Source organism: Bradyrhizobium sp. USDA 4451, from assembly GCF_054822585.1.
Genome location: NZ_JBTRCH010000001.1, coordinates 4,073,427 through 4,099,216 on the forward strand (window position 1 = coordinate 4,073,427; position 25,790 = coordinate 4,099,216).

Sequence of the window (25,790 nt, forward strand, 5' to 3'; positions counted from 1 at the left end):
GCAAGATCATTCGTCGGACGCCATCGCGACGACGCTGTCGCGCACCGTGCGCAGAACGGCATCGGATCGCTTCGGATCGGTGAGGACGCGCGAGATCGCGAGCGCGCCGACCATGGCGCTGACCGCGACGATTGCGCGGCTGTCGTCATCGTCACCGAGCGCCTCGGCGACCTTGGCGATGAAGGCTTCGATGTGCGGCTCCATCACCGCGCGACACTGCGCGTCGGCGCGGCCGACATCGGAGATCAGCGCGCCGATCGCGCAGCCCGACGTGGGCTGGTCGCGATGGCTGCGGCTGAGATAGCTTCGCGCCAGCGTGTTGACGCTGACCGGCTTGTCGGGATCGCGCGCGGCGTGCGCCGACGCTTCGCCTGAAGTCAGCGCCTGTTGCAGCGCGGCGGCGATCAGCTCGGAGCGCGAGGCGAAGTGCCCATAGAAGCCGCCATGGGTCAGCTTCACCTGCTGCATCAGGCTGCCGATGCTGAGCGCGTCGAGCCCCTTGTCGCGGATCTGCGCCGCCGCCTCGTTCAGAATCCGCTCACGGCTCCTGGCCTTGTCGGCCTGGGAATGGCCCATCTCGCATCGCCCCTGTTTGACTCTCCTTCTGGATTATGACCATCATGCATCTGGATGACAAGCATCATCCAGAAAATGTTCAGTCACAAGGCAGGGAGGAACAGATGTCCGACGGCGCGAGTGAGGGGCGGGTCCGCCACGAGCGGCATGACCACATCCTGAAGATCGTCATCGACAATCCCGCCAAGAAGAATGCCTTCAGCCCGGAGATGATGGCCGAGCTGTCAGACGCGCTGACCTTGCTCGATAATGACGACGGCCTCTGGGTCGGCGTGCTCTGTGCCGCCGGCGGCAGCTTCACCGCGGGCCTCGACATGCCGAAATTCTTCGGCCCGACGGCGACCCGCAAGCCGCTGCCGGAGGGTAACGTCGACCCCTTCGGGCTGTCGAAACGATGCCGCAAGCCGATCGTCACGGCGGTGCAGGGCATCGTGTTCACCGTCGGCATCGAGATGATGCTGGCCGGCGATATCGTGGTCGCCGCGGACGACAGCCGCTTCTGCCAGATGGAGGCCAAGCGCGGCATCGCGCCGCTGGCCGGCGCGCATTTCCGTTACATCAGCCGCGCCGGGTGGGGCGATGCGATGTATCACCTGTTGCTGTGCGACGAGTTCTCCGCGACTGAAGCGCATCGGATCGGTCTGGTGCAGGAAGTGGTGCCGGCCGGTCAGCAGATCGAACGCGCAATGGCGCTTGCCGCGATCATCGCGCGCAACGCACCGCTCGGAATCCAGGTGACGAAGGAAGCGGGCCGCAAGTTCATCGAAGCCGGCGAACAGGCAGCAATTGCGATCATCCCGCACATCCGCGAACGCGTGCTCAACACTGCGGATGCGGCCGAGGGCATCAAGTCCTTCGTGGAACGCCGCGCGGCCGTGTTCCAGGGACGCTAGGCCGGTCAGATTAGGTTGGGCTGGAGCGCCGTCGAACGTTCACCTCTCCGTTGGGAGAGGTCGATTTGCGCAGCAAATCGGGTGAGGGGTTTCGGTCTATCGAGAGAGCAAGAGCCCTCACCCGGATTGCACCGGACGATGTTTCGCATCGGCAGGCGCAATCCGACCTCTAACGGAGAGAGGTGAAGCGAGACCGCCAAGCCGATTCAGGTTGTGACAATGTTGTTGCAACCGGCCGATTTCGATCGCAACGATGTTGCGACGACTCTTGTCGAGATTCGTCGAATCAGGGAGATTCGAAGCATTCATTACATTCCATTTCGTCCTGCTTTGACTCAAGCGTCCGGTAGGGATTCCCATGACAAACGCGCGCGTCATCGTTGTCGGAAACAACAAGGGCGGCTCTGGCAAATCGACAATTGCCATGCACATCGCCGTCGCGCTGATCAAGGCGGGTCAGCGTGTCGCCACCATCGATCTCGACAACAAGCAGAAGTCGCTGACGCACTACGTCGATAACCGGCGGGACTGGGCGCGGGAGACCTCGCTGGATCTCGGCATCCCCGCGCATATGTGCTTCGAAACGGTCGACGGCAGGAGCAGCGAGGTCGAGACGCTCGGCCGCAGCGCGCTCGCCGAGATCGTCGAACGGCTGAGCCGGTCGCACGATTTCATCGTGATCGATTGCCCCGGCCACGACACCTATCTGACGACGTTCACGCATTCGCTGGCGAACACGCTGATCACGCCGCTGAACGACAGTTTCGTCGATTTCGACGTGCTCGGCACTGTCGATCCGAACGACTTCAAGGTGACCGGCATCAGCCACTATGCGAACATGGTGGAGGAGGCGCGGCGCCAGCGCAGCGCGCACGATCAGCCGACCTTCGAATGGGTGGTGTTGCGCAACCGCCTGTCCACGATCGGGTCGCGCAACAAGCGCCTGGTCGGCGAGGCTCTCACCGAGCTGTCGAAGACGCTGAATTTCCGCCTGGTCGACGGCCTGGCCGAGCGCGTGATCTTCCGCGAATTCTATCCGCGCGGATTGACTGCGGTCGACGACGTCAATCAGCTCGCGCTCGGTGGCCGGCCGACCATGTCGCATGTCACTGCGTGGCTCGAGATGGAGCGGCTGATGACCGCGATCATGCTCGGCCATCTGGTGGCGCGCCCGCCGGCGTCCGCCGACGCCAGCCGCGACGCCGCATAAGCCGACGACGGACCGCTACCGGCAATTGCTGTTGCCCGTATCGGCAACGATCAGGAACGTGATCGTCGCAGGCGCGAACACAATCGAGCCTGCTGCGGTTAAGACACCGCTCAGATCGGGAATTTCGTCGGAAGTCCCGAGTGCAAGCGTGCTGCCGTTGAGCTGAATGCTGCCGTCGGCGGGCCTTGCGCTCGCCAATGTGTAGCGTTGCGAGGCGACTGGCAGCGTCAGCCTGCGCTGTCTCCGCTGATCATTGTTGATGACGAGCAAGGCTACCCCGTCTGGCATGTCGCGCGCGCAATGCGCATAGACATGGAAGCCGGGTTGCTCGGCGATGCTGGCATCGAGCACGGTGGTGCCCATCAGCCGTCGCCACAGCAGCGCGGCCCAGTAGTTCGGCCGCGGCAGATGGGTTCGCTCGTCGAGCAGCCCGTAGTCGCTCGCGGCAAGCGTGTTGTGCATCACCACCTGGACGCCGGCCTTGGCCAGTCGCCCGAGCTGATCGAGGTAGCGGAAGGTATCGATGAAGGTCGCCGCCCAACGGTTGCCGCCGCACGCGGTCTCGGCGGTCTCGGTCAGCCAGATCGGCTTATTCGGTGCGAGCCGGTCGCGCAGCGTCCGGTCGACGGCGAATGTCTTGCCGGTTCGTGCCAGCCATTCGTCCGACAGGGCTTGCGTCGCCGTGCGATCGCCGCCGCATCGCGCCGAGAGCGCGCCATAGTGATGGTAGGAGACCGTGTCGATGCCGGCCGCCGAGACGGCGAAGCGCGCGCGCGCATCCGCTCCAGTGCCGATCGTGCCGGGACCGAGGATGGTCACATCGGGCGCGGTGTCCTTCATGAAGGCGCGGAAGGTCGCAAAATCGCGGCCGTAGGCCGCGGCTTCGTAGCGGTCAGGGGCGCCGCCGATCGCCGGCAGGTCCGGCTCGTTCATGAACTCGGCTGCGGCGATCTGCCCGTCGCTCGATTGCGTGAAGGCGAGCAGCTGCCGCCCCTGTTCGGAGGTCCATCGCCCCGCCGCGTCACGCGTGCCGGCGCTGATCGCAAAGGAGGTGACGATGGGCACGTCGACCGCGTGCGAGAAGTCGATCACGTTCCGCCACTGCTGTCGCGTCAGCACGCCTTTGAAGCCGATCGGCGGTGCCGCCGGTGGCGTCTCGGAATCCGCAAAGAACGTGCTGTTGGCCCAGGTCCCGCTGACGCGCAGATACGCAGGCGAGAGCGCTGCGGCGAGCTTGCGCAGCCTGCCGTCGTGCAGATCGATCGGGGTGCGCGCCGCGAACAGCTCCGCCTTGGCACCGGCGGCACCATATGGTTTCCAGAATCGCCCACCGGTCACCTCGACCATCTCGATATTGTAGGACTGGAAGCGCGGATCGATGGTCGCGACGCGCGGCATGGTCGCGACATCGAGCGTCGGTTCGGCCGCGATCGCCTTGGCGCAAATGAGGGCGGCAACCGCCGGGATGGCGATGCGCGTGAGACGTCGAAATGCGGCCCGGCAATGGTTGCGCACGGCTCCTCGCGGCGTTCTGAACTGCAAGTTACGTTAGCAAGCCTTGTCAGAATGCCGCCGCAGCCTGTTTGAATCAACGCTATGGCGCGTCCTTCGGCTCGTTCGCGATGCGATCCCACAGCGCGCGGATCATGTCCTTCATATCAAGCGCGTCCTGCCAGCGGTCGGACAATTCCCTGCCGTCAGGTCCAGTGATCGCATAGGGCGGCGGGCCGAGCTCGCACAGGAAGGTCAGGGTCGCATCGGGCCCGGCGCGCTTGCGCCAGGAGCGGATGCCGTAGTCCCACCAAGCCGTGAACAGCGACACCCAGCCCTGGTGCTGCGGAAAGCCGAGCGAGATCTGCACCTGCTCGCGGCTGGCGATGCGGCCGTGGATGCCCCAGGCATGGTCGAGGATGCGATGGATCATCGCATGGTTGATGTCGTCGACCGGCCAGGCGAATTCGCGGCCGACCAGGTAATGCGAGAGATCGGCGGTCAGCCGCAGGTCGGGACAGTGATCGAGCAAATCGAGCATGAAGAACAGATCGGTCGTCATGCGGTCGCGATGGGTCTCGACATGCACGGCAACGCCGGCCTCGGCGGCAAGCCGTCGCCAGCCGTCGAGCAGGGGAATGCAATCGGAAAGCCGGCGTGGCCGGACGTCCGGTTGCAGGTTGACGTGATCGGCGCCGAGCCGGGCGACCAGCTCGAGCACCGGCTTCAGATCGTCGACGCTCTTCGGATAGCATTGCGCCTGCCAGATCATGCCGTGCGCGCGAAGGAAGCTCGTCACCTCGCGCGCAAAGGCCGGATCGATGAAGCGCACGCCGGCGCCGTCAAACCCGGCATCGCGGATCATCGCGAGCTGGGTTTGCAGCGGCCATTCGGCCTCATCCGCCAGCCGCCGCTCCATCGCCCAGAGCGATTGCAGGACCCGCAGTTGCTGCGCCACCGATCAGGCCCGCGCAGGGATCGCGGTGGGCAACTCGGCCTGCTCGCTCGCATCGGCCGCGATGTTCTCCTGATAGGTCTCCGGCCCGATCCAGATCGCAATCACGGTGCAGGCCGACAGGAACATCGCGTAGCAGGCGACCGGCCACCAGGTGCCGTAGGCCGCCACCAGCGCAGTGGCGACGAACGGTGCCGGGCCGCCCGATAGCAGCGAGCCGAGCTCGCGCGCGAAGGCGAAGCCGGCGAAGCGGCGCTGCGGCGGGAACAGCTCGGCGAAATACGCCGCCTGCGGCCCGAACATCGCCGCCGTCACCACGGCGCGGGCCAGGATGAAGGCGAGCGCGATCATGATCCATTCCTTGGTGCCGACCATCCAGAAGAACGGGAAGGCGAGCGCCACGCCGGCCAGCGCGCCGAACATGTAGACCGGCCGCCGTCCGACCCGGTCCGACAAGGCGGCGAAGCCGAGGATCGCGAACAGCTCGACCGTGAAGGCCAGCATCAGCGCGCTGAGCGCGTCCGCTTTCGGCACGCCGAGCGTGGTGATCACGTAACTGAGGCCAAATACCGGGAAGAAATAGCCGAGCCCGTTCTCGGCCATGCGGGCGCCGAGCACAACCAAGAAGTTGCGCGGGTGCTGGCGCAACGCCTCCATCGCCGGGTTGCTCTCGACCTTGCCGCGCGCGACCACCGCCTCGGTATAAACAGGCGTCTCGGCGATGCGCATGCGGACGAAGATGCCGACCACGATCAGGAGGAAGCTTGCCAGGAAGGGCAGGCGCCAACCCCAGCCCATCAGCTGCTCGCGCGGCAGCATCGTCACCAGCGCGAAAGCGCCGGCGGCGAGCAGATTGCCGACGGAGACGCCGAGCGGCGCGAAGCCGCCCCAGAAGCCGCGATGCTTCGGCGGCGCATTCTCGACCAGATAGATCACCGCGCCGCCATACTCGGCACCGGCGCCGAGGCCCTGGATGACGCGCATCGCGACCAGCAGCACCGGCGCCCAGATGCCGATCTGCCCATAGGTCGGCAGCACGCCGATCGCGGTGGTGCCGATGCCGATCATCAGGAGCGTGGCGACCAGCACCGGCTTGCGGCCATAGCGATCGCCGAGGATGCCGAACAGCAGGCCGCCGAACGGGCGCACCACGAAGCCGACGCCGAAGGTCAGGAACGACAGCAGCGTGCCGACCACCGGATCGCTCTTCGGAAAGAACAATTCGCCGAACACCAGCGCGGCTGCGGTGCCGTAGAGGAAGAAGTCGTACCATTCGAGCGCGGAGCCGATGCTTGCGGCAAGAATCACACGCAGGCGCGATTTGCTGGCGCCATCTGCCATCTTGGTCATTCGTTTCCCCGTTGTCTGTTTTTATGTCTGGAAAGCAGCAATGCCCGCGGCTCGGCCACGGGCATTGTCTCAGGTCCTAAGCGGCGCGCGTGAAGTAGGATTTCTTCGACGCCGACTGGGTCTCGTAGATCGATCCCTGCCGCTTGGCCGGCGGCAGCGGCATCCGCACCGGGACGTCGGCGAGCCGCGGTGCGACCACCGGCGGACCCGCCAGCAGGCGGCTGTTGAACTCGTCGAAATCCTTCACGCCCATCAGCGGCCAGGCATCGCTGGCGGCGACTTCGTAGAGCAAGAGGTTTCGCGGCCGGTTCGACGTATTGGTCGCCGAGCCGTGCAGCGCGCGCACGTGGTGGAACGACATGCTGCCGGCCTTGCCCATGCAGGGCACCGCGCGCTTGATCTCGTCCTGGATCTGGTCCGGATCGATCAGGCCGGCGAAATGGCCGTCCTCGCCGTGATGATCCCACATCGTGGCGCCGGTGTGGGTGCCCGGCGTCACCAGCATCGGGCCGTTCTCAATATCGCAATCGTCGAGCAGCACGCCGATCGCGAGGATGTCGTCATTGGTGTGCGGATAGAATGCCCAGTCCTGGTGCCACTCGACCGGCGAGCCGTATTGCGCCGACTTCATGTTGAGCTTGGAGCCGTGCAGGCGAAGGCCGGGGCCGATCAGTTTGGTCAGGATCGAGATCACGGCGGGGCTGCGGACGATCTCGTCGAAGATCGGGTGCACCTTGTGCGGCGCCTTGATGCGGCGGACGCGCGGGTTCTCCGGGGTGTGGCCCGGCTCGAGGTCGTAAACATCGGTGTGCTCGGTCACCGCGGCGGCCCCGGCCACCAGCTCCGCGAGCACCGTGCGCACCTTGCCCAGGGTCTCCTGGTTGAGCACCTCGGGGACCACGATCACCCCGTCGCGCTTGTAGGCTTGGGCCTGTTCGTCCGAAATCATGCCGTTTCTCCCTTCTTGTTCAATGTTAGCGCTAACATGAGGCGATGCTAGCGCTAACATCATGGCTTGGCAACCCGGAATCGTGCAGGGTCGGGCCATGAGCTCCGAACTCACCGCCCCCAGGACCGTCCCGAGGACCGGCCCGGCCGGTGCCGCGCCCACTCTGTCAGAGGTGGCCAAGCGCGCCGGCGTCTCCTCGATCACGGTCAGCCGGGTGGTGCGGATGCCCGATCTGGTCGCCCCGGAGACAAGGGCGCGGGTCGAGCAGGCGATGCGCGATCTCGGCTATGTGCCGAACCTGGTGGCCGGCGCGCTGGCGAGCGCGCGGACCAATTCGGTCGGCGTGCTGGTGCCGACCATCGCCAACTCGATCTTCGCCGACACGGTGCAGGGCCTGTCCGACAAGCTCGAGCCGCTCGGATTCTCCGTGATCCTGGCGCAGTCGCGTTACGACGCGGCGCGCGAGGACCGCATGCTGGCGGCGCTGCTGTCGCGGCGGCCCGAGGCGATCATCATGGTCGGCTCACCGGCCACGGAGGACGGCAGCCGCCTGCTGCGCAATGCGCGGATTCCGATCGTCGAGACCTGGGATCTGCCGGCAAGCCCGATCGATGCGGTCGCGGGCTTCGACAATTACAGGGCCGGTGTCGCCGTCGCCAGGCATCTGGTCACGCAGGGCCGCAAGCAGCTCGCCTTCATCGGCGGCGACGATCCGCGCGGCACGCGCCGCTGGCTCGGTTTCAGGGATGAAGCGCTGGCGAGCGGGCTCGCCGAGCCGCGCCGGCTGATCCTGGACCGCAAGGACTCCGGCAGCGTGGCCGCGCATGCACGGCTGCCCGGTGTCGATGCGGTATTCGCCGCCAACGATGCCCATGCGATCGGCTTCATGTCCGGGCTGCGCAAGGCCGGCGTGCTGCGTGACGGGCCCGCATCGGCGCAGCCGGTCGCCGTGATCGGGCTCGGCGATCTCGAGATGGGCCGGCTGATCTCGCCGACGCTGAGCACGATCAGCGTGCATGGTGACGCGATCGGCCGCACCGCGGCGACGCTGACGCTGGAGCGCGGCGGCGAGCGCCGCATCGATCTCGGTTTCGAGCTGGTGCTGCGCGACAGCGGCTAGTTGCTTGCGCGTCTCTGCCACCGCTCGACGCCGGCGAGCAGCGCGGCGATTACGCACCCCGAGATGATGCCGAACGTCAGGTCCTCGAACACCGTCAGGCCGAAGGTCGGGATCAGCACCACGGCACCGCGCCAGCGCCGGATCAGGTGCAGGAAGTCTTCCTTCTCGGCCATGTACCAGCACACGACGACGAGCACGCCGGCCAGCGCCGAGAGCGGGATGTAGCTCGCAAGCGGCGCCGCCACGACCATGAACCCCAGCAGGAACGCCGAATGCATCATGCCGGACAACGGGCTGCGCGCGCCGGCCCGGATGTTGGTTGCGGTGCGCGCGATCGTGCCGGTGACGCTGATGCCGCCAAAGAACGCCGAGGCGATGTTGGCGATGCCCTGCGCCACCAGCTCCATGTTGGATCGGTGCTTGCGGCCGGTCATGCCGTCGGCGACCTTGGCCGAGAGCAGGCTCTCGACGCCGCCGAGCAGCGTGAAGGACAGCGACGCCGGCAGGATCTGCAGCAGCAGCGCCCAGGAGAATTGCGGCAGATGCGGCACCGGCAGACCGCGCGGAATTTCGCCGAACCGGCTGCCGATGGTCTCGACCGGCAAATGCAGCAGCAGCGCCGCGACCGACGCGATCGCAATCGCAATCAACATTGCCGGCCAGGAAGGCCTAGCAGCGCGCAGCACGAAGATCACGGACGCCGACCCGATGCCGACGGCAAGCGCCGACCAGTTCAGCGTCGGCAAAGCATGGCTAAGCGCCGCGAGCTTGGGCAGGAACGGGCCGGGCTCGGCGCCTGATAGTGTCAGCCCGCCAAGATCGCGCAACTGGCTGGCCAGAATGGTGACCGCGATTCCGCAGGTGAAGCCGACGGTGACGGGATGCGGGATGTAGCGGATCAGCGAGCCGAGTCCCGACGCGCCGATCAGCGTCAGCATCAGGCCTGACACCAGCACCGTGAGCAGCAGCCCTTCGACGCCGAATTTCGCGGTCGTTGCCGCGACGAGGACGATGAAGGCGCCGGCCGGGCCGCCGATCTGAAACCGGCTGCCGCCGAGCGCCGAGACCAGGAAGCCGCCGACGATGGCCGTGAACAGCCCACGCTCCGGCGTCACGCCGGAGGCCACCGCGATCGCCATCGACAACGGCAGCGCCACCACGGCCACCGTCAGCCCTGCCATCACGTCGTGGCGGAATGCGTCGAGACCGTAACCTTCGGTCAGCGTGGTGACGAGCTTGGGACGATAGAGATGCGTTGTGGAGGAACCGTCAGGCATGGTGATGACCTAGGGAACAGGGTGAAGAAATCCGGCAGAAAAGCTGGATGCTGAAAACATGCTTCGGATTGCCGGCGCGGCCGGGGCGAGGCAGTGCGCTCATTCGGCGATCTTCCGGTAGACCGCCGCGGCGCGGCGCAGGAGGTGGTTCTTGCGCTTCCGCGCATGCACGCGCTGGTGCTTGGCCTTGCGCTCCTCGGCGCGCTGCGCGGCCGCGTCGGCAGTCTCGACCAGCTTGCGACGCACCTCGTGATCGTTCAGCTCGCCGAGTAGTTGCTGGCCTTTGCGCAGATGCTTCAGCACATTGCGCCATGATGCGTAGTCGTCGGGGGGCAGGCCGCCCTCGGAGAATTCGATGGCGTAGCGCAGCCGCTTGCTGGCAAGCCGGACGCGGTGGCGCTTGTTCTTGCCCATGCCCTGCAGCCCGCGGCTCTTCTGGCACAGTTTGCCATGCCACCGCGCCAGCCGGCGCGCGTGAAACACCGCGACCGGCACGGCGCGCCGCTGGGCGGCGCGGCGATCCTGCCGTGCGGTCCAGGGGCCGCTGCCGACCCAGTCCCACATGCCGTCGAACCATTGCCAATAACGGTCGCTTTGCATCGCCTCCTTGAGGGCTTCGAACGCGTCGGTTCGCGCGGTCTGGAGCATGTGCTGCTCGGGCAAGCCCTCGCTGTTTTCGATCGCGACGTCGAAGTCGCGCGTGGCGCCGAGATGGGCGCTCAGCCATTTCAGCTCGGATTTGAGTCGCTTCCATTCGGCGTCCGCCACCATCGGGCCATAGAAGGCCACCGCGGCCTTCAGCCGCGTCAGTGCAATACGGGTCTGATGCAGGGCGGTCGGATCTCCGGAGCTCACGGCTTCATGGTTGGTCGCGACGTCTTCGAGGCATTCGGACAGGATCAGGCGAAACGCGGTCTCACAACGCATGGCTTCGCTGAGATGGCGCGGCCGCTTCGGGCGGATAGCACGCTCCCGGTCCGGACTGGCCGCTGACGTCATGACACTCCCGTGGCGCCGCCGAAGCCGCGAAGCAGTGACACGGCTCACGGGAGAGAAGATTTCCCATTTGGTTGATGTCGATCAAGGGTTTTCTGCGTGGCCGCCGTGAAACGGTCCGCCGGGGCGTTCAAAATGTCGCAATTGCCTGCGGAGCTGGCTTATTTCGGGGTCATACGTGGGGCTCGCTCCGATCAGGGCGCCCTGTTGCGCTTTATTTCGCGCGCGAAATATCTTGATATTTCGCATACGAAACATATAACGAGGATATGAAAGCGGAACACCGGCTGATCTTCCTTCTGACCGTGGCCTACCGGCGGCTGCAACGCGCCATCGATCAGGAGACGGCCGCGCATGACCTGACGTCGGCGCAGGCCGGCGTGCTGTTTTTTCTCGGGCGCAACGACGGCGCGCTGATCGGCGACGTCTCTCAGGCGCTCGACATCGTGCCGTCGGCGATGACCGGGCTCGCCGACCGGATGGAACGCGCGGGCCTCGTCAAGCGCCGCCGCGATGGCGAGGACGGGCGCAGCCAGCGGCTCCATCTCACCGTGGCGGGGCAGGAGCTCGGCAAGCGCGCGGCGACGCGGACCAGGGTGATCAACAACCGCCTGATGGACGGATTTTCGGAAGCCGAGATCGACGTGGTGTCGCGCTGGCTGACCAGCCTGCAAGAAAAATTTCCGAAAGATGTCTAGCAATCAAGGAGTGAGACATGAGTGAAGTGACCGTGGCGCTGGACAATGGCGTGCTCACCGTGACGATGGCGCGTCCGGACAAGAAGAATGCGATCACCAACGCGATGTATGGCGCGATGGCCGACGCGCTCGAACGCGCGGAAAGCGATCCTGCAATCCGCGCCGTCGTGATCCAGGGCGATGGCGACAGCTTCACCGCAGGCAACGACCTTGCCGATTTCGCGGCGGTGTCGCGCGGTGTGCAGGGCGAGCGTCACGTCTCGCGCTTCCTTAGCTGTCTTGCCAAGGCGACGCGGCCGCTGGTTGCCGCGGTGCAGGGCAATGCGGTCGGCATCGGCACCACCATGCTGCTGCATTGCGACCTCGTCTATCTGGCGCCGACCGCGCGGCTGATCACGCCGTTCGTCAATCTCGCGCTGGTGCCGGAGGCGGCGTCGACCTATCTGCTGCCGCAGCGCATCGGCTACGCGCGGGCCTATGCGATGTTCGCGCTCGGCGAGCCGGTCGAGGCGGAGACTGCGGTCGCCATCGGCCTCGCCAATGCGGTGGTGCCGCTTGAGGATCTCCGCGCCAGGGCACGCGCGGCGGCGGACGCATTGGCGAAGCGGCCGTTCGGCTCGCTTCAGCACACCAAGGCGCTGATGCGCGATCCCGCGGGGATCAGCGCGCAAATGGCCCGCGAGGGCAAAATCTTCCAGGAGCGGCTGATGAGTGCGGAGGCGCGCGAAGCGTTTGCCGCCTTTGCCGAGCGCCGTCCGCCCGATTTCTCCAAGATCGTCGGGTAAAAGATCGTCGGGTAAGCCGGGATGGGGCCGCCGCGTGCGGCCCCATCGCTTTGGGGTTGACGGCATCGCCCGCATCGAACATCTCGTGTCCGGGGCACAGCGAACCCGGCGAGGCGAGGCATGAGCGACAGTCACACGTTGCGCGGTGATGGCATCGCGGCGACCATTCAGGCCGAGGGCGCCGAACTGTCGTCGCTGAGGAATGCCGAAGGGACGGAGCTGTTGTGGCAGGCCGGCCCGCAATGGCCGCGCCATGCGCCGATCCTGTTCCCGATCGTCGGCCGGTTGAAGAACGACACGCTGCGTCACAACGGCAAGACCTATCCGATGACGCAGCACGGCTTTGCGCGGGACCGCCGCTTTGCCTGGGTGGAGCAGGGAGCTCGGTCGTGCAAGCTCGCGCTGTCAGACGATGCCCAGACGCGGGCGCGCTACCCTTTCACGTTCCGGCTGGAGGTCACCTGCACGGTCGACGGCGCCGATCTTGACGTCGCCTTCGACATCATCAACACCGACGACGAGGTGCTGCCGGCCTCGCTCGGCGGTCATCCCGCCTTCAACTGGCCGCTGGTGCCGGGGCTGCCGAAGGAGGCTTACACATTGACCTTCGGCAAGGCCGAACCCGCGCCGATCCGACGGTTGAAGGATGGATTGATGCGGCGGCAGCCTGAACCCAATCCGGTCAAGGGCAGAACGCTTGCGCTGTCGGAGGAGTTGTTCGATGACGACGCGATGATCTTCGATCAGGTCGCAAGTCCGTCGATCGTCTTCGCGGCGACACGAGGTCCGGCAGCAGCCACCCAGGGCCCGGCGGTGGAAATGTCATGGCGTGGCTTTCGCGAACTCGGCATCTGGTCGAAACCCGGCGGTGCACCGTTTCTGTGCATCGAGCCGTGGCATGGTTTTGCTAGTCCAGTGGAGTTCGACGGCGAGTTCGCCGACAAGCCCGGCCTGATGCATATCGCGCCGGGCGCCCGTCAGTCGCTCGGCTATCGCATTCGCGTGAACTGATCGGCAATAAACTGTGCCGCAACTCAATGCGCGCGGCTGCCGAGCGTGTTGGTGAGTGCGCCGACCGATGGCGGGTTTTCGTGCGCCCAGGCCTCGTGCGCGGCGAGATCGCGATAGTGCTCGGCCATCCGCAGCAGCCGCTCGCGGATGGCGCTATCTTCCTCGCCGTCGGCCTGGTCGGCGAGCTGCGCGGCGCGTTCGAGAAGCGTTTTCGGATCGATCACGACGGGCTCCAAATCCGGTTTCGCCTGGCGGATAACGGTCACAGCCAAGCACAGTTCCTGCCATGGCTTGATGACAGCTGTGCCGAACCGATCGATGCCGTCGGACTGCGTTGGAACCCTAGTTGAACGCCATGCCGCCGCTCATCGCGATGGTCTGCCCGGTCATATAGGGATTGTTGACCAAGAGCATTACCGCCTGCGCGACTTCCTCGGCGGTACCGAAGCGGCCGATCGGGATCCGGCTGACGAGGCCGCTCTGTCCCTTCATCATGTCAGTCTCGATCAGCGACGGCGCGACGGCGTTGACGGTGATGCCTTCCTTGACCAGGCGCGCGGCATAGCCGCGGGTCATGCCCTCCATCGCCGCCTTGGACGCGTTGTAGTGCGGCCCAATCGCGCCGGCGCCACGCGCCGCGCCGGAGGAGATGTTGACGATGCGGCCCCACGTCCGGGTGCGCATCATCGGCAGCACCGCTTGCGTGCAGAGGAACGCCGATTTGAGATTGACTGCGATGGTGCGGTCGAAATCCTCTTCGGTGAGGTCGTCGACACCCTTGACGATCGCGATGCCGGCGTTGTTGACGAGGATGTCGATCGGGCCGAGCTCGGACTTGGCGCGCTCGACCAGTCTCGCGACGGCGGCCGCGTCCGAGACGTCGGCGGCGACCGCGACGGCCCGGCCGCCCGCGGCAATGATGCCCTTCGCCAGCGTCTCCGCCTCGGCCGAGCGCTCGCGGTAATTGATCGCGACGGCGGCGCCGGCCTCCGCCAGCATCTTGACGATGGCCGCACCGATGCCGCGCGAACCGCCGGTCACCAGCGCCACATGTCCGTGCAGACTGTTGGTCGTCATTGGCCGTCCTCCTGTGCGCGTGCGGTCAGGTTCGCAAAGCGGGCGGCGCGGCGCAACGCAGCCCTGCTCAAATCTGCGTTGCGGCAGCCGCCCTTGCGGCCAAAAAACCGGCGTCCCGGGCCGGAATCGGCCTTGCGTCCGGCGCGGGCCGGCGGCAATGGTTGGGACGTCACTCCCCCCGCCTACCCACGAGAGCCCGATGAGCAAACTGATTGTCCGCGCCGGCGATTTCACCTTTGATGCCCGTTTCGAGGAACAGCTCGCGCCGAAGACGGTCGCCGCGTTCCGCAAGGCGATGCCGTTCGAGAGCCAGGCGATCCATGTGCGCTGGAGCGGCGAGGGGGTCTGGATGCCGCTCGGCGATCTCGATTTCGGCGTCTCCTACGAGAACCACACCAGCTATCCGGCGCCGGGCCAGATCATCCTCTATCCCGGCGGCATCAGCGAGACCGAGATCCTGCTCGCCTATGGCGGCGTGCACTTCGCCAGCAAGATGGGGCAACTCGCCGGCAATCATTTCATCACGCTGACCTCGGGGCTGGAGAACCTCACCGCCTTCGGCAAGACCGTGCTGTGGAAGGGCGCGCAGAACATCCGCTTCGAGGAAATCTGATGTGACCGAGGCCCGCTATCCGCGCGACCTCCGCGGCTACGGCCGCAATCCGCCCGATCCGAAATGGCCCGACGCCGCGCGCATCGCGGTGCAGTTCGTGGTCAATTTCGAGGAGGGCGGCGAGAACAACATCCTGCACGGCGATCGGGCCTCGGAAGCGTTTCTGTCCGACGTGCTGGGCGCACAGCCCTGGGTCGGCCAGCGCCACGCCAACATCGAGACCATGTTCGAATATGGCTCACGCGCCGGCTTCTGGCGGCTGTGGCGGGTGTTCACCGAGCGGAAGCTGCCTGTGACCGTGTTCGGCGTCGCGATGGCGCTGAAGCGCAATCCGGATGTTGTCGCCGCGATGCAGGAGGCGGGCTGGGATATCGCCAGCCACAGCCTGCGCTGGGTCGAACACAAGGACATGTCGGAGGACGAGGAGCGTGCGGAGATCGCGCGCGCGATTGCCGTGCACACCGAGGCGACCGGCGCGCGGCCGCTCGGGTGGTACACCGGCCGCTCCTCGATCAACACGCTGCGGCTTCTGATGGAGGCGGGCGGCCTGCGCTATGTCTGCGATTCCTATGCCGACGATCTGCCGTACTGGATCAAGACTGATAGCACCGAGCCGCATCTCGTGATCCCCTACACGCTCGATGCCAACGACATGCGCTTCATCAATCCGCAGGGTTTTGGCGGCGGCGACGAGTTCTACACCTATCTGAAGGACAGTTTTGACGTGCTCTATGCCGAGGGCGCGACGCGACCTGCAATGATGTCGGTCGGCCTGCATTGCCGCGTCGTCGGCCGCCCCGGCCGCGCTGCCGCGCTGATGCGCTTCCTCGATTACATCCAGAAGCACGAGCACGTCTGGGTGCCGACCCGGCTTCAGATCGCCGAGCATTGGCACGCCAATCTGAAGCATCTCGCCGCGGACGCGTTCGAGATCGCCTAGCGGTTCCACTGCCGTCGACGTGACGAGGGTAGAGCATCTCGCGCATCCGGGCTGCGCGAGATGAATTGCTGCGTTGCGTCAGAGGCAGCAGCCATCTCGATTGCCGTGCGTTAGCGCCGCATCCGCGTGGGGAACGAGAGCGTCAAGGTTCCATGGAAGACATTGTCGGCAGGGTGGAGCGCCTCTTCGACTGGGTGCCACAATGGGTTGTCGGTCTTGGCCTTGTTGCGGGCGCAATCTTGCTTGCGCTCGTAGCCCATTCGATCGCGCTGCATCTGCTCTGCCGCATTCTGAACACGAGGTATCCGGTCGCCACCGTGATGCTCAACCGGACGGCGGGCCCGACGCGATTGGCGGCGTGCCTGGCCGCGGTCGCTCTCGTGCTTCCGCTGGCGCCGCTCAACGATCTGCTGCGTCAGGCGCTCAGTCACTTCTTCGGCGTCGCGGTGATCGCGCTGGTGGCCTGGATCTCGATCAGGGTCGTCGACATGGCGTCGGCCAGGTACCTGGACCGCTTTCGCCTCGAGGTCGCCGAGAATTTCCTGGCGCGCAAGCACGTCACCCAGGTTCGTGTCTTCAAGCGGGTCACTGACACCCTGATCATCATCATCGCGGTCTCGACCGCGCTGATGACATTCGATTCCGTCCGGCAATATGGCGTCAGCCTGTTCGCCTCTGCGGGCGCCGCCGGCGTGATCGTCGGCCTTGCGGCGAGGCCGCTGCTCAGCAACCTGATTGCCGGCGTGCAGATCGCCGTCACCCAGCCGATCCGGATCGAGGACGCCGTCATCATCGAGAACGAGTGGGGCTGGGTCGAGGACATCGCCTCGACCTATGTCGTGATCCGGCTGTGGGACTGGCGGCGCATGGTGGTGCCGCTGTCCTACTTCATCGAGCGACCGTTCCAGAACTGGACGCGCGACGCGCAGTCGCTGATCGGAGCGATCATTCTGCACGTGGACTACAGCGCGGACGTGCCGCGGATCAGGAAGCGGCTGGAGCAGATCGCGAAGGAGTCGCGGCTCTGGGACGGCGCGGTGGTCAATCTGCAGGTGATCGATACCCACCCACGCACCATCGAGCTGCGCGCGCTGGTCAGCGCGCGGAATGCGCCGCAATCCTGGGATCTGCGCTGCGAGATCCGCGAGAAGCTGCTGGCCTATATCCGCGACGAGATGCCGGAGGCGTTGCCGCGCGATCGCGCGATCCTCGCGCCTGCCGTCGACGATTTCGGCCGGGCGTTCCTGCGCGGCGCGCCTGCACGGCAGCGCGCAGCGCCGCCGTCGCGCAATTAGTCCGCGGCTTGCCTTAATGGCCGGCCATGTGCCGGCCGATCTCGGTGAGATCGGCCTCGCTGGCACGGGCCTCGTGCACGAACGCGCCATGGAACATCACGACCAGCCGGTCCGACAGTTCCAGCAGCTCGTCGAGGTCTTCGCTGACCAAGAGCACCGCCGCGCCACGGTTGCGGGCGGCCATGATCTCGGCGTGGATCTGCGCCACTGCCGCGAAATCGAGCCCGAAGCACGGATTGGCGGCGATCAGCACCTCGACGTCGCCCGAGAGCTCGCGCGCCAGCACCGCGCGCTGCACATTGCCGCCGGACAGCGCCGCGATCGGCGTCTCCGGCGTGCGGGTCTTGATCTTGTAGCGGTTGATCTTACGGGTCGCGTCGTCGCGGAACGCCGAGCGGTTCAGCCACCAGCCGCCGCGCGCGAACGGGGCGCGGTCGAATTCGCGGAACGCGATGTTGTCGGCGACGCTCATGCCGCCGACGCAGGCGTTCTTCAGCGGCTCTTCCGGCAGCAGCGACATCCGGTGGCGGCGCATCTCCTCGCGGCTTGCGGAATATGCTTCGCCCTGGACGCGGATCACGCCGCTCTCGGCCTCGCGCTGTCCGGCCAGCACCTCGACAAGCTGGCGCTGGCCGTTGCCGGAGACGCCGGCGATGCCGACGATCTCGCCGCTCCTCACGGTCAGCGACACGCCGTGCACGGCAATCGCGCCGGCGTCATCGAGCGCGGTGAGCTTGTCGAGCTCGAGCCTGGCCGCGCCGGTCTCGCCGGTGCGCGGCGGCTGCACGGTCAGCTGCTCGGCGCCGATCATGGTGCGCGCCATTTCGTCGGGCGTCAGCTCCGAGACCTTGCCGGTGCCGGCGAGCTTGCCGCGGCGCAGGATGGTCACCTCGTCGGCGAACGCCATCACCTCGCGGAACTTGTGCGTGATCATCAGGATCGTCAGTTCGCCCGCGACCACCATGGCGCGCAGCATGCCGAGCACCTCGTCGGCTTCGCCCGGTGTCAGCACCGAGGTCGGCTCGTCCAGGATCAGGAAGCGGCGCTTCAGATAGAGTTGCTTGAGGATCTCGCACTTCTGCCGCTCGCCGGCGGAGATGTCGGAGACCTTGGCATCGAGCGGCACCTTGAACGGCATCCGCGCCAGGAACGCTTCGAGCGCGGTCTTCTCCTTGCGCCAGTCGACCACGGGGGGCACGTCGTCGCGCGCCAGCACCAAATTCTCGGCAACCGTCATCGCCGGCACCAGGGTAAAATGCTGATAGACCATGCCGAGCCCGAGCGCATGCGCATCCTTGGGATTGGCGATGGCCTGCTGACGGCCGCCGACCAGGATGTCGCCTTCGGTGGCGTGATAATAGCCCATGATGCATTTGACGAGCGTGCTCTTGCCGGCGCCGTTCTCGCCGAGCAAAGCGTGGAACGAGCCGGGGCGTACCTTGAGCCCGACATTGTCGAGCGCCGTGAAGTCGCCGAACCGCATCGTCACGGATATGGCGTCCACACCGAACGCGCCTGAGGGTGCGGGCGGCTCGCCGATGATCACGACAGCGCTCCGATCAGGTCGGCGGATCTGGTCACGGCGCCGAACACGCCGCCCTGCATCTTGATCATCTTCAGCGCGTGGTCGTGGTTGCTCCTGTCGGTGGCGCCGCAGCAATCCTCGACCAGCACGCATTCGAAGCCGCGGTCGTTGGCCTCGCGCATCGTGGTGTGGACGCAGACATCGGTGGTGATGCCGGTCAGCACGATGTTCTCGATGCCGCGCAGCCGCAGCATCAGCTCCAGATCGGTAGCGCAGAACGAGCCTTTGCCCGGCTTGTCGATGATCGGTTCGCCCGGCAGCGGCGCCAGATCGGGGATGATGTCCCAGCCGGGCTCGCCGCGCACCAGGATGCGGCCGCAGGGGCCGGGATCACCGATGCCGGCGCCGATCTGGCGCGAGCGCCAGCGCTTGTTGGCGGGCAGGTCGGCGAGGTCAGGCCGGTGGCCTTCGCGGGTGTGGATGATATGGAAACCCTGCGCCCGCATCACCGCGAGCAGCTTCTTGATCGGCTCGATCGGCGCCCGGGTGAGCGAGAGATCGTAGCCCATCTTGTCGACATAGCCGCCGACGCCGCAGAAATCGGTCTGCATGTCGATGATGATGAGCGCCGTGTTCTCCGGCCGCAGATCGCCGTTATAAGGCCAGGCATAGGGTTCGGATTTGACATAGCGCTCGGGCATGTTGAACTCACTAGTTCTATCGGGTGATCGACAATTCGGCCGGCGCGCCGGTCAGCGTGCGCTTCGGCGAGCAGGTGATGATCATGATCGCCAAGGTCAGGATGTAGGGCGCGGCGTTGAACAGATGATAGCCGGAGGTGATGCCGACCGATTGCAGCGCCGGCCCGAGCGCGGCAGCGCCGCCGAAGGCGAGCGAGGCCCACAGGCACAGCATCGGGTCCCAGCGCGCGAAGATCACCAGCGCCACCGCGGTGATGCCTTGTCCGGAGGAGAGGCCCTCGTTCCAGCTGCCGGGATAGAACAGCGACAGGAACGAGCCGCCGATGCCGGCGAGGAAGCCGCCGACCATGGTGGCGCGCAACCTTATCAGCAGCACGGAATGGCCCATCGCGCGCGCCGCATCCGCGCTCTCGCCGGCGGTGCGGATCAACAGGCCCCAGCGCGTCGTCCTGAACGCCCAGTAGAGCAGCGGCGCGATCGCGACGCCGATCAGGAACAGCACGTTGATGCGCAATGCCGCGCGGAGCTGCGGCACGTCGCTCCACCAGCCGAAATCGATCGCCGGCAGCCGCGCCGCGGTCGGCTCGATCAGCGGCTTGCCGAGGAAGAAGGCGAGACCCGTTCCGAGCAGCATCAGCGCGATGCCGACCGCGATGTCGTTGACGCGCGGCAGGGAGCAGATGCCGGCATGCAGCGCACCGAACAGCGCGCCGGTGATCCCTGCGGCGAGCACGCCGAGCCACGGCGAGCCGGACAGGTAGGAGATGCCGTAGGCGCTCATCGCGCCCATCACCAGCGTGCCTTCGAGGCCGAGATTGATGCGGCCAGATCGCTCGGTGATGCATTCGCCGAGGCTGACGAACAAAAACGGCGTCGAGACGCGGATGGCGCCGCCGAACACGGCGAGCGGAACGGTCCAGAGCCCGAGCGATGCGTCCGCCATGTCAGGACTTTCCCTTCAGGAAGCCGATCCGCCCGTAGAGCGCATCGCTTGCCAGCACGAACACGAAGATGATGCCTTGCAGTACCAGCACCGAGGCGTCGGGCAGACCGAGCCGCCGCTGCAACAGGCCGCCGGAGGCCGAGATGCCGCCGAGCAGGATCGCGACCGGAATGATCGCGAGCGGATTCTGCCGCGCCAGGAATGCGACCAGGATGCCGGTGAAGCCGTAGCCTGCGGCGAGGTTGGCATTGGTGCGGCCCTGCACGGCCGCGACCTCGATCATGCCGGCAAGCCCGGCGCAGCTGCCGGCGAGGAAGCACACGGTCATGATCAGTTTGCCGACCGAAAGCCCGACGATCTTGGCGGCGCGGATGTTGCCGCCGGCCACCCGCGCGGCGAAGCCGAAGGTGGTGTGATAGATCAGGATGTAGGCGGCAACGGCCGCGACGAGGCCGAACACCAGTCCCCAATGCACGTCGGTGCCGGGAATGCTGCCGATCATGTTGGCGGCGCCGATCTCGCGCGTCGACGGCTTGTTGAGGCTCGCCGGATCGCGCATCGGTCCCTCGACCAGATGGTTGAGGATCGCGAGCGCGATATAGACCAGCAGCAGGCTCGAGATCGTCTCGTTGACCCCGCGATACTGCCGCAGGCCGCCCGACAGCGCGATCCACAGCCCGCCGCCGATCATCCCGGCGATCACCATCGCGATCTGCACCACGATCGGCGCGGCGCCCTGCAGGGCCAGCGCCGCCGATGTCGCCGACAATGCGCCGATCAGCAGCGCGCCTTCGCCGCCGATGATCACCATGCCGAGCTGCGCCGGCAGCGCCGTGCACAGCGCGGTCAGGATCAAGGGCGCGGCGCGGGTCAGCGTATTCTGCCAGGAGAAGGCGGTGCCGAATGCGCCGTAATACATGTAGAAATAGAGATCGAGCGGGTTCTTGCCGTAGAGCGCAATGAAGCCGCCGAACACCGCGAGCGCGCCGATCAGCGCAGCAGCCGGGATCAGGATGTATTCGATGCTTGCGCCATGGCGCTGGAGGAATCCGGCATCGGCGGCCGGAGCAACGCCGGCCGCCTCCACCGATTCCGCCGCCTCGGTTGTCACGCGGTGGCTCCGATCACGCCCTCGACGAGATAGTCCATCTTCTCGAGTTCGGGATCCTGCTGGCCGCGATCGGTGCCGCCGGCAATCACGGTCTTGCCCTTGTTGTCGGCGATCGGACCCTTGAAGATCGTATACTCGCCCGATATGAACTTGGCCTTGACGTCGTCGGCATGCTTGCGCGCTTCCGCCGAGACCATCTCGCCATAGGGCGAGACCTTGACGATCTCTTCCTTCAGGCCGCCGCGATAGAAGTTCGGGATCGCTTCTCCAGCCACGATCATCTTGACGAATTTCGGATAGAGCGCTTCCCAATTCCATTCGGCGCCGGTGAGATAGGCCTTCGGCGCCAGCGGCGACTGGTTGACGTGATAGCCGCATACCATCGCGCCGCGGCGCGCGGCGTTCTCGACCATCGTCTTCGGTCCGTCGACGTGACAGGTCAGCACGTCGACGCCCTGGTCGATCAAGCTGTTGGTCGCCTCGGCCTCCTTGACCGGCATCGACCAGTCGCCGGTGAAGATCACCTGCGTGGTGGCCTTCGGGTTAGCGAGGCGCGCGCCGAGCGTGAACGCGTTGATGTTGCGCAGCACCTGCGGGATCGGCTTGGCGGCGACGAAGCCGAGCTTGCCGCTCTTGGTCGAATAGCCGGCGACGATGCCGGAGATGTATTGCGCCTCGTCGATGTAGCCGAAATAGCTGCCGGCGTTCTTCGGGTCCTTCTCGGACCACAGGCCGCCGCAATGCTCGAAGTGCATCTTCGGAAACTTGGCCGCCATCTTGAGAACGTGCGGGTTGTAGTAGCCGAACGAGGTCGGAAACAGCAGCGAGGCGCCGTCGAGATTGATCATGGACTCGATCGTCTTCTCGACCGCATCGGTTTCCGGCACCTTTTCTTCCTCGACCACCTTGATGCCGGGCAGCTTCTTCAGCGCCGCCGCGCCTTGCGCGTGCGCCTGGTTGTAGCCGTAATCGTCGCGCGACCCGACATAGATGAAGCCGACCGTGGTTTCCGCCGCCGCCGCGCCGCGAACACCGAGCGTGCTGCCGAGCGCCAATGCCGCGCTTCCCTGCAATAAATGCCTTCGTGAAATCCTGCCAAAATCCATCGCCTGCTCCCTCCGGCGGGCCGGCCCGCCTGCCCTTGTCGCGGCCGCCGTAACGGCGACGCTTGACGGAATGTCGCAAGCTTCGTGCCAGAGCACGTTTGGTAATCATGGTTCCATAAGTAATTGAATATGAAAGAGAACGGATATTCACCTGCGGCTGCCTGCAAGCTGATCAAGATCGGATTGCCTATTTTGTGAGCGATCAATCGTTGTTGTATGCAATGCCGTTAAGCAGTCGCTAACCGGCCGGCGGCCGATGCGAGCCCGCTTGTGACCAGCTCACGGCGCACGATTTGCCGGCTGGTGAATCGGACTGGGCCTGCTACGAGTGAAGCGGGCTGCGGCGCCGGATTGGACTGATGGGAAACAGTATGAGCGAGACAAAACCGTCCTCGAAATCGTCCCCTCTTGGTGACGAGATCGTGGGCCGGATCAATCAGCTCGCGACGATCTCGGAGACGCCGGAGCATCTGGCGCGAATCTTCCTCACGCCCGAGCACCGCAAGGCGGCCGATCTCATCCTGTCCTGGATGCGCGAGGCCGGCATGCGCGCGCATCTCGATGCGATCGGCAATGTCTGCGGCCGCTACGAGGGCGAGCGGCCGGGCCTGCCGGCGCTGATGCTCGGCTCGCATTACGACACCGTGCGCGACGCCGGCCGGTGGGATGGCCCGCTCGGCGTCATCACCGCGATCGCCTGCGTCGCCGAGCTGAACCGGCGCGGCAAGCGGCTGCCGTTCGCGATCGAGATCGTGGGCTTCGCCGACGAGGAGGGCGTGCGCTTCGCCTCGACCTTGCTCGGCAGCCGCGCGGTGGCCGGCACGTTCGACGAGAGCGTGCTCAACACAAGCGATCGCGCCGGAACGACGATGCGCGATGCGCTGATCGCCTTCGGGCTCGACCCCGATCACATCGGCAGAGCGGCGCGCGCCCGCCGCGAGCTGCTCGGCTATGTCGAGCTGCATATCGAGCAGGGCCCCGTGCTTGAGGAGAAGGCGCTGCCGGTCGGCGTCGTCACCGCGATTTCAGGCGCGACGCGACTCGCCGCCAGTCTCACCGGCATGGCCGGGCACGCCGGCACCGTGCCGATGCCGCTGCGGCGCGATGCGCTTGCGGGCGCGGCCGAATGCATCGTTGCGATCGAGCAGTTCTGCAAGTCCGACGAACAGGGCCTGGTCGGCACCGTCGGCTACATCAATGCCATGCCCGGCGCCACCAACGTGATTCCGGGCAAGGTGTCGTTTACCATGGACATCCGCTCGCAGAGCGACATGCATCGCAAGCGCGCCGTCGCCGACATCGTGCGGCAGATCGAGGCGATCGCCAAGCGCCGCGAGCTCGCCCTGCAGATCGACATCACTCACGAGAACCGCAGCGTGCCCTGCGCGCCGTGGCTGAAAGCGCAGATCGCCGAGGCGGTCGCCGCCGAAGGCCATGCCGTGTTCGAGCTGCCGAGCGGCGCCGGCCATGACGGGATGGCGATGGTCGACATCGCCGATATCGGCATGGTCTTCGTGCGCTGCCGCGGCGGCATCAGCCACAATCCGGCGGAGCATGTCGAGCTCGCCGACGCCGACACCGGCGCGCGGGTGCTGCTGCGCTTGATCGAGAATTTTCGTCCGCACGCTACCGTGAATAGCTGAAGCTGCAGCGCCAATGCCATCTGAACCGTCATCCTGAGGTGCGAGCGGAGCGAGCCTCGAAGGATGCACGGCCACAGTTGGGCCGTCGACCCTTCGAGGCTCGCTCCGCTCGCACCTCAGGATGACGGTCCAGATGGCGTTCCACCTTGCGTCAGCACGCCGCAGACCCGTGTCGAATCCGGACAGGTCAGACCGTCATTTCCGGCTCAGCTGCGGCTATTTGCGCCCCGGCCCTGAAGCGCTAGACTTGCGCCGATTGGGGAGGGGGAGGACATGCGGTCGTCCGTCGTCCAGGACGTTCAGTTCCCAAAGCAACCGGCGCTGCAGCTGATCTATGACACTGCACCAATCGGCCTTGCGTACCTCTCGCCCGATTGCCGTTACCTCCAGATCAATCAGCGCCTCACCGAGATCTGCGGCATCTCGGTCGAAGGTCATCTCGGACGCACGGTGCATGATTGCGTGCCTGCGCTGGCCACCGCGGTCGAAGACATCGTTCGCTCGATCATGGAGACCGGCGAACCCGTCACCGGCGTCGAGGTTTACGGCCAGCGCCCGGGCCACAATGACGAGCGCTGCTGGATCACGCACTGGCATCCGCAGCGCGGGGCGAACGGCAACATCGTCGGCGTCAACGTGGCGGCCGAAGAGATCACCGATCGCAAGCGCAGCGAGCGTGAGATCCGTGCCGCGCGCGATGCGGCCGAGAAGGCCTTGCATCATTTGCAGGAGACCCAGGCATCGCTGATCGAGGCGGAGAAGCTCGCGGCGCTCGGCCGGCTGGTGGCCGGCGTCGCGCACGAGATCAACAGCCCGGTCGGCACCAGCCTCACGGTCGCCTCGGTGCTGGAGCAGAAATGCGCGGACTTCGCCGCCGAAGCGGCGCGCGGCAAGCTGAAGCGCTCGACCCTGAGCGATTTCATCGAGGTGGTCGAAAGCGCGTCGTCGCTATTGGTCGGCAATCTCAAGCGCGCCGCGGATCTGGTGCAGTCATTCAAGCAGGTGGCCGTCGATCGCAGCTATTTCGACCGCAGCGCGTTCGATCTCGGCGAGGTGACCGAGCAGGTGCTTTCGAATCTGCGTCCGGTGCTGCCGAAGAACAACCTCGCACTCGCGGTCGATTGCCCGTCGGGTGTGGCGATGAACAGCTATCCCGGTCCCTGGGGCCAGGCGCTGACCAATCTGTTCGTCAATGCGGTGGAGCATGCTTTTCCGGACGGCAGACGCGGCACCATCACGATCCGGCTGCGCGCGTCAGGCGTGGACCGGGTGGAGATCCTGTTCGCCGACGATGGCTGCGGGATGGACCGCGACGTGCTGCGGCAGGCCTTCGATCCGTTCTTCACCACCCGCCGCGACATCGGCCGTATCGGGCTCGGCCTCCACATCGTGCACAACATCGTCACCAATCGGCTGGGCGGCGAGATCGATCTCGACAGCGTCCCGGGGATGGGGACCAGCGTGCGGATCACGCTGCCAAGGGTGGCGCCGCAGCGCGGGACCGATCATTGATAGGGGCCTGAGA

General features: G+C 66.1%; 25 protein-coding genes and 1 pseudogene. 11 read left to right on the forward strand and 15 right to left on the reverse strand.

What is annotated here, in order from left to right:
• Positions 1-6 precede the first annotated feature (6 nt).
• A complete protein-coding gene (locus ACVMB0_RS18840; RefSeq protein WP_461347254.1) occupies positions 7-576 on the reverse strand; it encodes a TetR/AcrR family transcriptional regulator in 570 nt (189 codons plus the stop codon).
• A 104-nt stretch (positions 577-680) separates the two neighbouring features.
• Between ACVMB0_RS18840 and ACVMB0_RS18845 the strand changes: the two genes are divergently transcribed.
• Entirely contained in the window at positions 681-1,469 is a 789-nt protein-coding gene (locus tag ACVMB0_RS18845) for a crotonase/enoyl-CoA hydratase family protein (protein WP_461347255.1), read from the forward strand.
• Between the two features lie 117 nt (positions 1,470-1,586).
• Here the strand turns inward: ACVMB0_RS18845 and ACVMB0_RS18850 are convergent, their stop codons facing one another.
• The gene (locus ACVMB0_RS18850) at positions 1,587-1,895 is read right to left on the reverse strand and encodes a hypothetical protein (RefSeq protein ID WP_461347256.1); all 309 of its coding nucleotides are present in this window, start codon (positions 1,893-1,895) and stop codon (positions 1,587-1,589) included.
• On the opposite strand from ACVMB0_RS18850, the gene ACVMB0_RS18855 reads away from it, so the two are divergent.
• Complete coding sequence (locus ACVMB0_RS18855; protein WP_461347257.1) at positions 1,894-2,679, forward strand: division plane positioning ATPase MipZ; 786 nt, start codon at positions 1,894-1,896, stop codon at positions 2,677-2,679. The two genes, ACVMB0_RS18850 and ACVMB0_RS18855, sit on opposite strands and share 2 nt — an antisense overlap.
• A gap of 15 nt (positions 2,680-2,694) precedes the next feature.
• Here ACVMB0_RS18855 and ACVMB0_RS18860 read toward each other — a convergent pair whose 3' ends face one another.
• From ACVMB0_RS18860 to ACVMB0_RS18875, 4 genes are all read right to left on the reverse strand, one after another.
• The gene (locus tag ACVMB0_RS18860) at positions 2,695-4,194 is read right to left on the reverse strand and encodes a glycosyl hydrolase family 79 N-terminal domain-containing protein (protein ID WP_461347258.1); all 1,500 of its coding nucleotides are present in this window, start codon (positions 4,192-4,194) and stop codon (positions 2,695-2,697) included.
• 79 nt (positions 4,195-4,273) lie between these two features.
• A complete protein-coding gene (locus ACVMB0_RS18865) occupies positions 4,274-5,128 on the reverse strand; it encodes a sugar phosphate isomerase/epimerase family protein (RefSeq protein WP_461347259.1) in 855 nt (284 codons plus the stop codon).
• A gap of 3 nt (positions 5,129-5,131) precedes the next feature.
• Positions 5,132-6,475 carry an MFS transporter gene (locus tag ACVMB0_RS18870; protein WP_461347260.1) on the reverse strand — a complete coding sequence of 448 codons (1,344 nt, stop codon included), beginning with the start codon at positions 6,473-6,475 and terminating at the stop codon, positions 5,132-5,134.
• A 76-nt stretch (positions 6,476-6,551) separates the two neighbouring features.
• The gene (locus ACVMB0_RS18875; RefSeq protein ID WP_461347261.1) at positions 6,552-7,424 is read right to left on the reverse strand and encodes a phytanoyl-CoA dioxygenase family protein; all 873 of its coding nucleotides are present in this window, start codon (positions 7,422-7,424) and stop codon (positions 6,552-6,554) included.
• A 97-nt stretch (positions 7,425-7,521) separates the two neighbouring features.
• Here ACVMB0_RS18875 and ACVMB0_RS18880 point away from each other — a divergent pair, with 97 nt between their 5' ends.
• Positions 7,522-8,544 (forward strand): LacI family DNA-binding transcriptional regulator, encoded by a 1,023-nt coding sequence (locus ACVMB0_RS18880; protein ID WP_461347262.1) that lies wholly within the window; start codon positions 7,522-7,524, stop codon positions 8,542-8,544.
• A 35-nt stretch (positions 8,545-8,579) separates the two neighbouring features.
• On the opposite strand, the pseudogene ACVMB0_RS18885 reads toward ACVMB0_RS18880, so the two are convergent.
• A pseudogene (locus ACVMB0_RS18885) lies at positions 8,580-9,821 on the reverse strand (SulP family inorganic anion transporter); the annotation flags it as partial.
• Between the two features lie 99 nt (positions 9,822-9,920).
• Complete coding sequence (locus ACVMB0_RS18890; protein ID WP_461347263.1) at positions 9,921-10,820, reverse strand: CHAD domain-containing protein; 900 nt, start codon at positions 10,818-10,820, stop codon at positions 9,921-9,923.
• 266 nt (positions 10,821-11,086) lie between these two features.
• Here ACVMB0_RS18890 and ACVMB0_RS18895 point away from each other — a divergent pair, with 266 nt between their 5' ends.
• From ACVMB0_RS18895 to ACVMB0_RS18905, 3 genes are all read left to right on the forward strand, one after another.
• Positions 11,087-11,515: a MarR family winged helix-turn-helix transcriptional regulator gene (locus ACVMB0_RS18895; protein WP_456756164.1), complete on the forward strand. Its 429-nt coding sequence runs from the start codon at positions 11,087-11,089 to the stop codon at positions 11,513-11,515.
• Between the two features lie 17 nt (positions 11,516-11,532).
• Positions 11,533-12,300 (forward strand): enoyl-CoA hydratase-related protein, encoded by a 768-nt coding sequence (locus tag ACVMB0_RS18900; RefSeq protein WP_456756163.1) that lies wholly within the window; start codon positions 11,533-11,535, stop codon positions 12,298-12,300.
• A gap of 120 nt (positions 12,301-12,420) precedes the next feature.
• Positions 12,421-13,311, forward strand: a complete 891-nt coding sequence (locus ACVMB0_RS18905; RefSeq protein ID WP_461347264.1) for an aldose 1-epimerase family protein — start codon at positions 12,421-12,423, stop codon at positions 13,309-13,311.
• A gap of 23 nt (positions 13,312-13,334) precedes the next feature.
• On the opposite strand, the gene ACVMB0_RS18910 is transcribed toward ACVMB0_RS18905, so the two are convergent.
• Both ACVMB0_RS18910 and ACVMB0_RS18915 read right to left on the reverse strand, forming a co-directional pair.
• Positions 13,335-13,577: a hypothetical protein gene (locus ACVMB0_RS18910; RefSeq protein WP_456756594.1), complete on the reverse strand. Its 243-nt coding sequence runs from the start codon at positions 13,575-13,577 to the stop codon at positions 13,335-13,337.
• A 76-nt stretch (positions 13,578-13,653) separates the two neighbouring features.
• Positions 13,654-14,388, reverse strand: a complete 735-nt coding sequence (locus ACVMB0_RS18915) for an SDR family NAD(P)-dependent oxidoreductase (RefSeq protein ID WP_456756161.1) — start codon at positions 14,386-14,388, stop codon at positions 13,654-13,656.
• A 199-nt stretch (positions 14,389-14,587) separates the two neighbouring features.
• On the opposite strand from ACVMB0_RS18915, the gene ACVMB0_RS18920 reads away from it, so the two are divergent.
• From ACVMB0_RS18920 to ACVMB0_RS18930, 3 genes are all read left to right on the forward strand, one after another.
• Positions 14,588-15,001 carry a DUF3830 family protein gene (locus ACVMB0_RS18920; RefSeq protein WP_021077459.1) on the forward strand — a complete coding sequence of 138 codons (414 nt, stop codon included), beginning with the start codon at positions 14,588-14,590 and terminating at the stop codon, positions 14,999-15,001.
• A gap of 1 nt (position 15,002) precedes the next feature.
• Positions 15,003-15,941, forward strand: coding sequence for an allantoinase PuuE (gene puuE, locus ACVMB0_RS18925; protein ID WP_461347265.1), 939 nt, complete (start codon positions 15,003-15,005; stop codon positions 15,939-15,941).
• 152 nt (positions 15,942-16,093) lie between these two features.
• Complete coding sequence (locus ACVMB0_RS18930; RefSeq protein ID WP_456798565.1) at positions 16,094-17,236, forward strand: mechanosensitive ion channel family protein; 1,143 nt, start codon at positions 16,094-16,096, stop codon at positions 17,234-17,236.
• Between the two features lie 13 nt (positions 17,237-17,249).
• Here ACVMB0_RS18930 and ACVMB0_RS18935 read toward each other — a convergent pair whose 3' ends face one another.
• From ACVMB0_RS18935 to ACVMB0_RS18955, 5 genes are read right to left on the reverse strand one after another with little or no spacing between them, the layout of a single operon-like run.
• Positions 17,250-18,782 carry an ABC transporter ATP-binding protein gene (locus ACVMB0_RS18935; protein ID WP_461347266.1) on the reverse strand — a complete coding sequence of 511 codons (1,533 nt, stop codon included), beginning with the start codon at positions 18,780-18,782 and terminating at the stop codon, positions 17,250-17,252.
• On the reverse strand, positions 18,779-19,462 hold the full coding sequence (biuH, locus tag ACVMB0_RS18940) for a biuret amidohydrolase (protein ID WP_456798563.1): 684 nt from the start codon (positions 19,460-19,462) through the stop codon (positions 18,779-18,781). Before biuH ends, ACVMB0_RS18935 begins: the two co-directional genes overlap by 4 nt.
• A 16-nt stretch (positions 19,463-19,478) precedes the next feature.
• Positions 19,479-20,405 carry an ABC transporter permease gene (locus tag ACVMB0_RS18945; protein WP_050631205.1) on the reverse strand — a complete coding sequence of 309 codons (927 nt, stop codon included), beginning with the start codon at positions 20,403-20,405 and terminating at the stop codon, positions 19,479-19,481.
• 1 nt (position 20,406) lies between these two features.
• Positions 20,407-21,516 (reverse strand): ABC transporter permease, encoded by a 1,110-nt coding sequence (locus ACVMB0_RS18950; RefSeq protein WP_456798562.1) that lies wholly within the window; start codon positions 21,514-21,516, stop codon positions 20,407-20,409.
• Positions 21,513-22,622, reverse strand: a complete 1,110-nt coding sequence (locus ACVMB0_RS18955) for a BMP family ABC transporter substrate-binding protein (protein ID WP_456756155.1) — start codon at positions 22,620-22,622, stop codon at positions 21,513-21,515. Before ACVMB0_RS18955 ends, ACVMB0_RS18950 begins: the two co-directional genes overlap by 4 nt.
• Before the next feature lie 371 nt (positions 22,623-22,993).
• Between ACVMB0_RS18955 and ACVMB0_RS18960 the strand changes: the two genes are divergently transcribed.
• Positions 22,994-24,265: an allantoate amidohydrolase gene (locus ACVMB0_RS18960; RefSeq protein WP_461347267.1), complete on the forward strand. Its 1,272-nt coding sequence runs from the start codon at positions 22,994-22,996 to the stop codon at positions 24,263-24,265.
• 273 nt (positions 24,266-24,538) lie between these two features.
• Positions 24,539-25,777 carry an ATP-binding protein gene (locus ACVMB0_RS18965; protein ID WP_461347268.1) on the forward strand — a complete coding sequence of 413 codons (1,239 nt, stop codon included), beginning with the start codon at positions 24,539-24,541 and terminating at the stop codon, positions 25,775-25,777.
• Positions 25,778-25,790 lie beyond the last annotated feature (13 nt).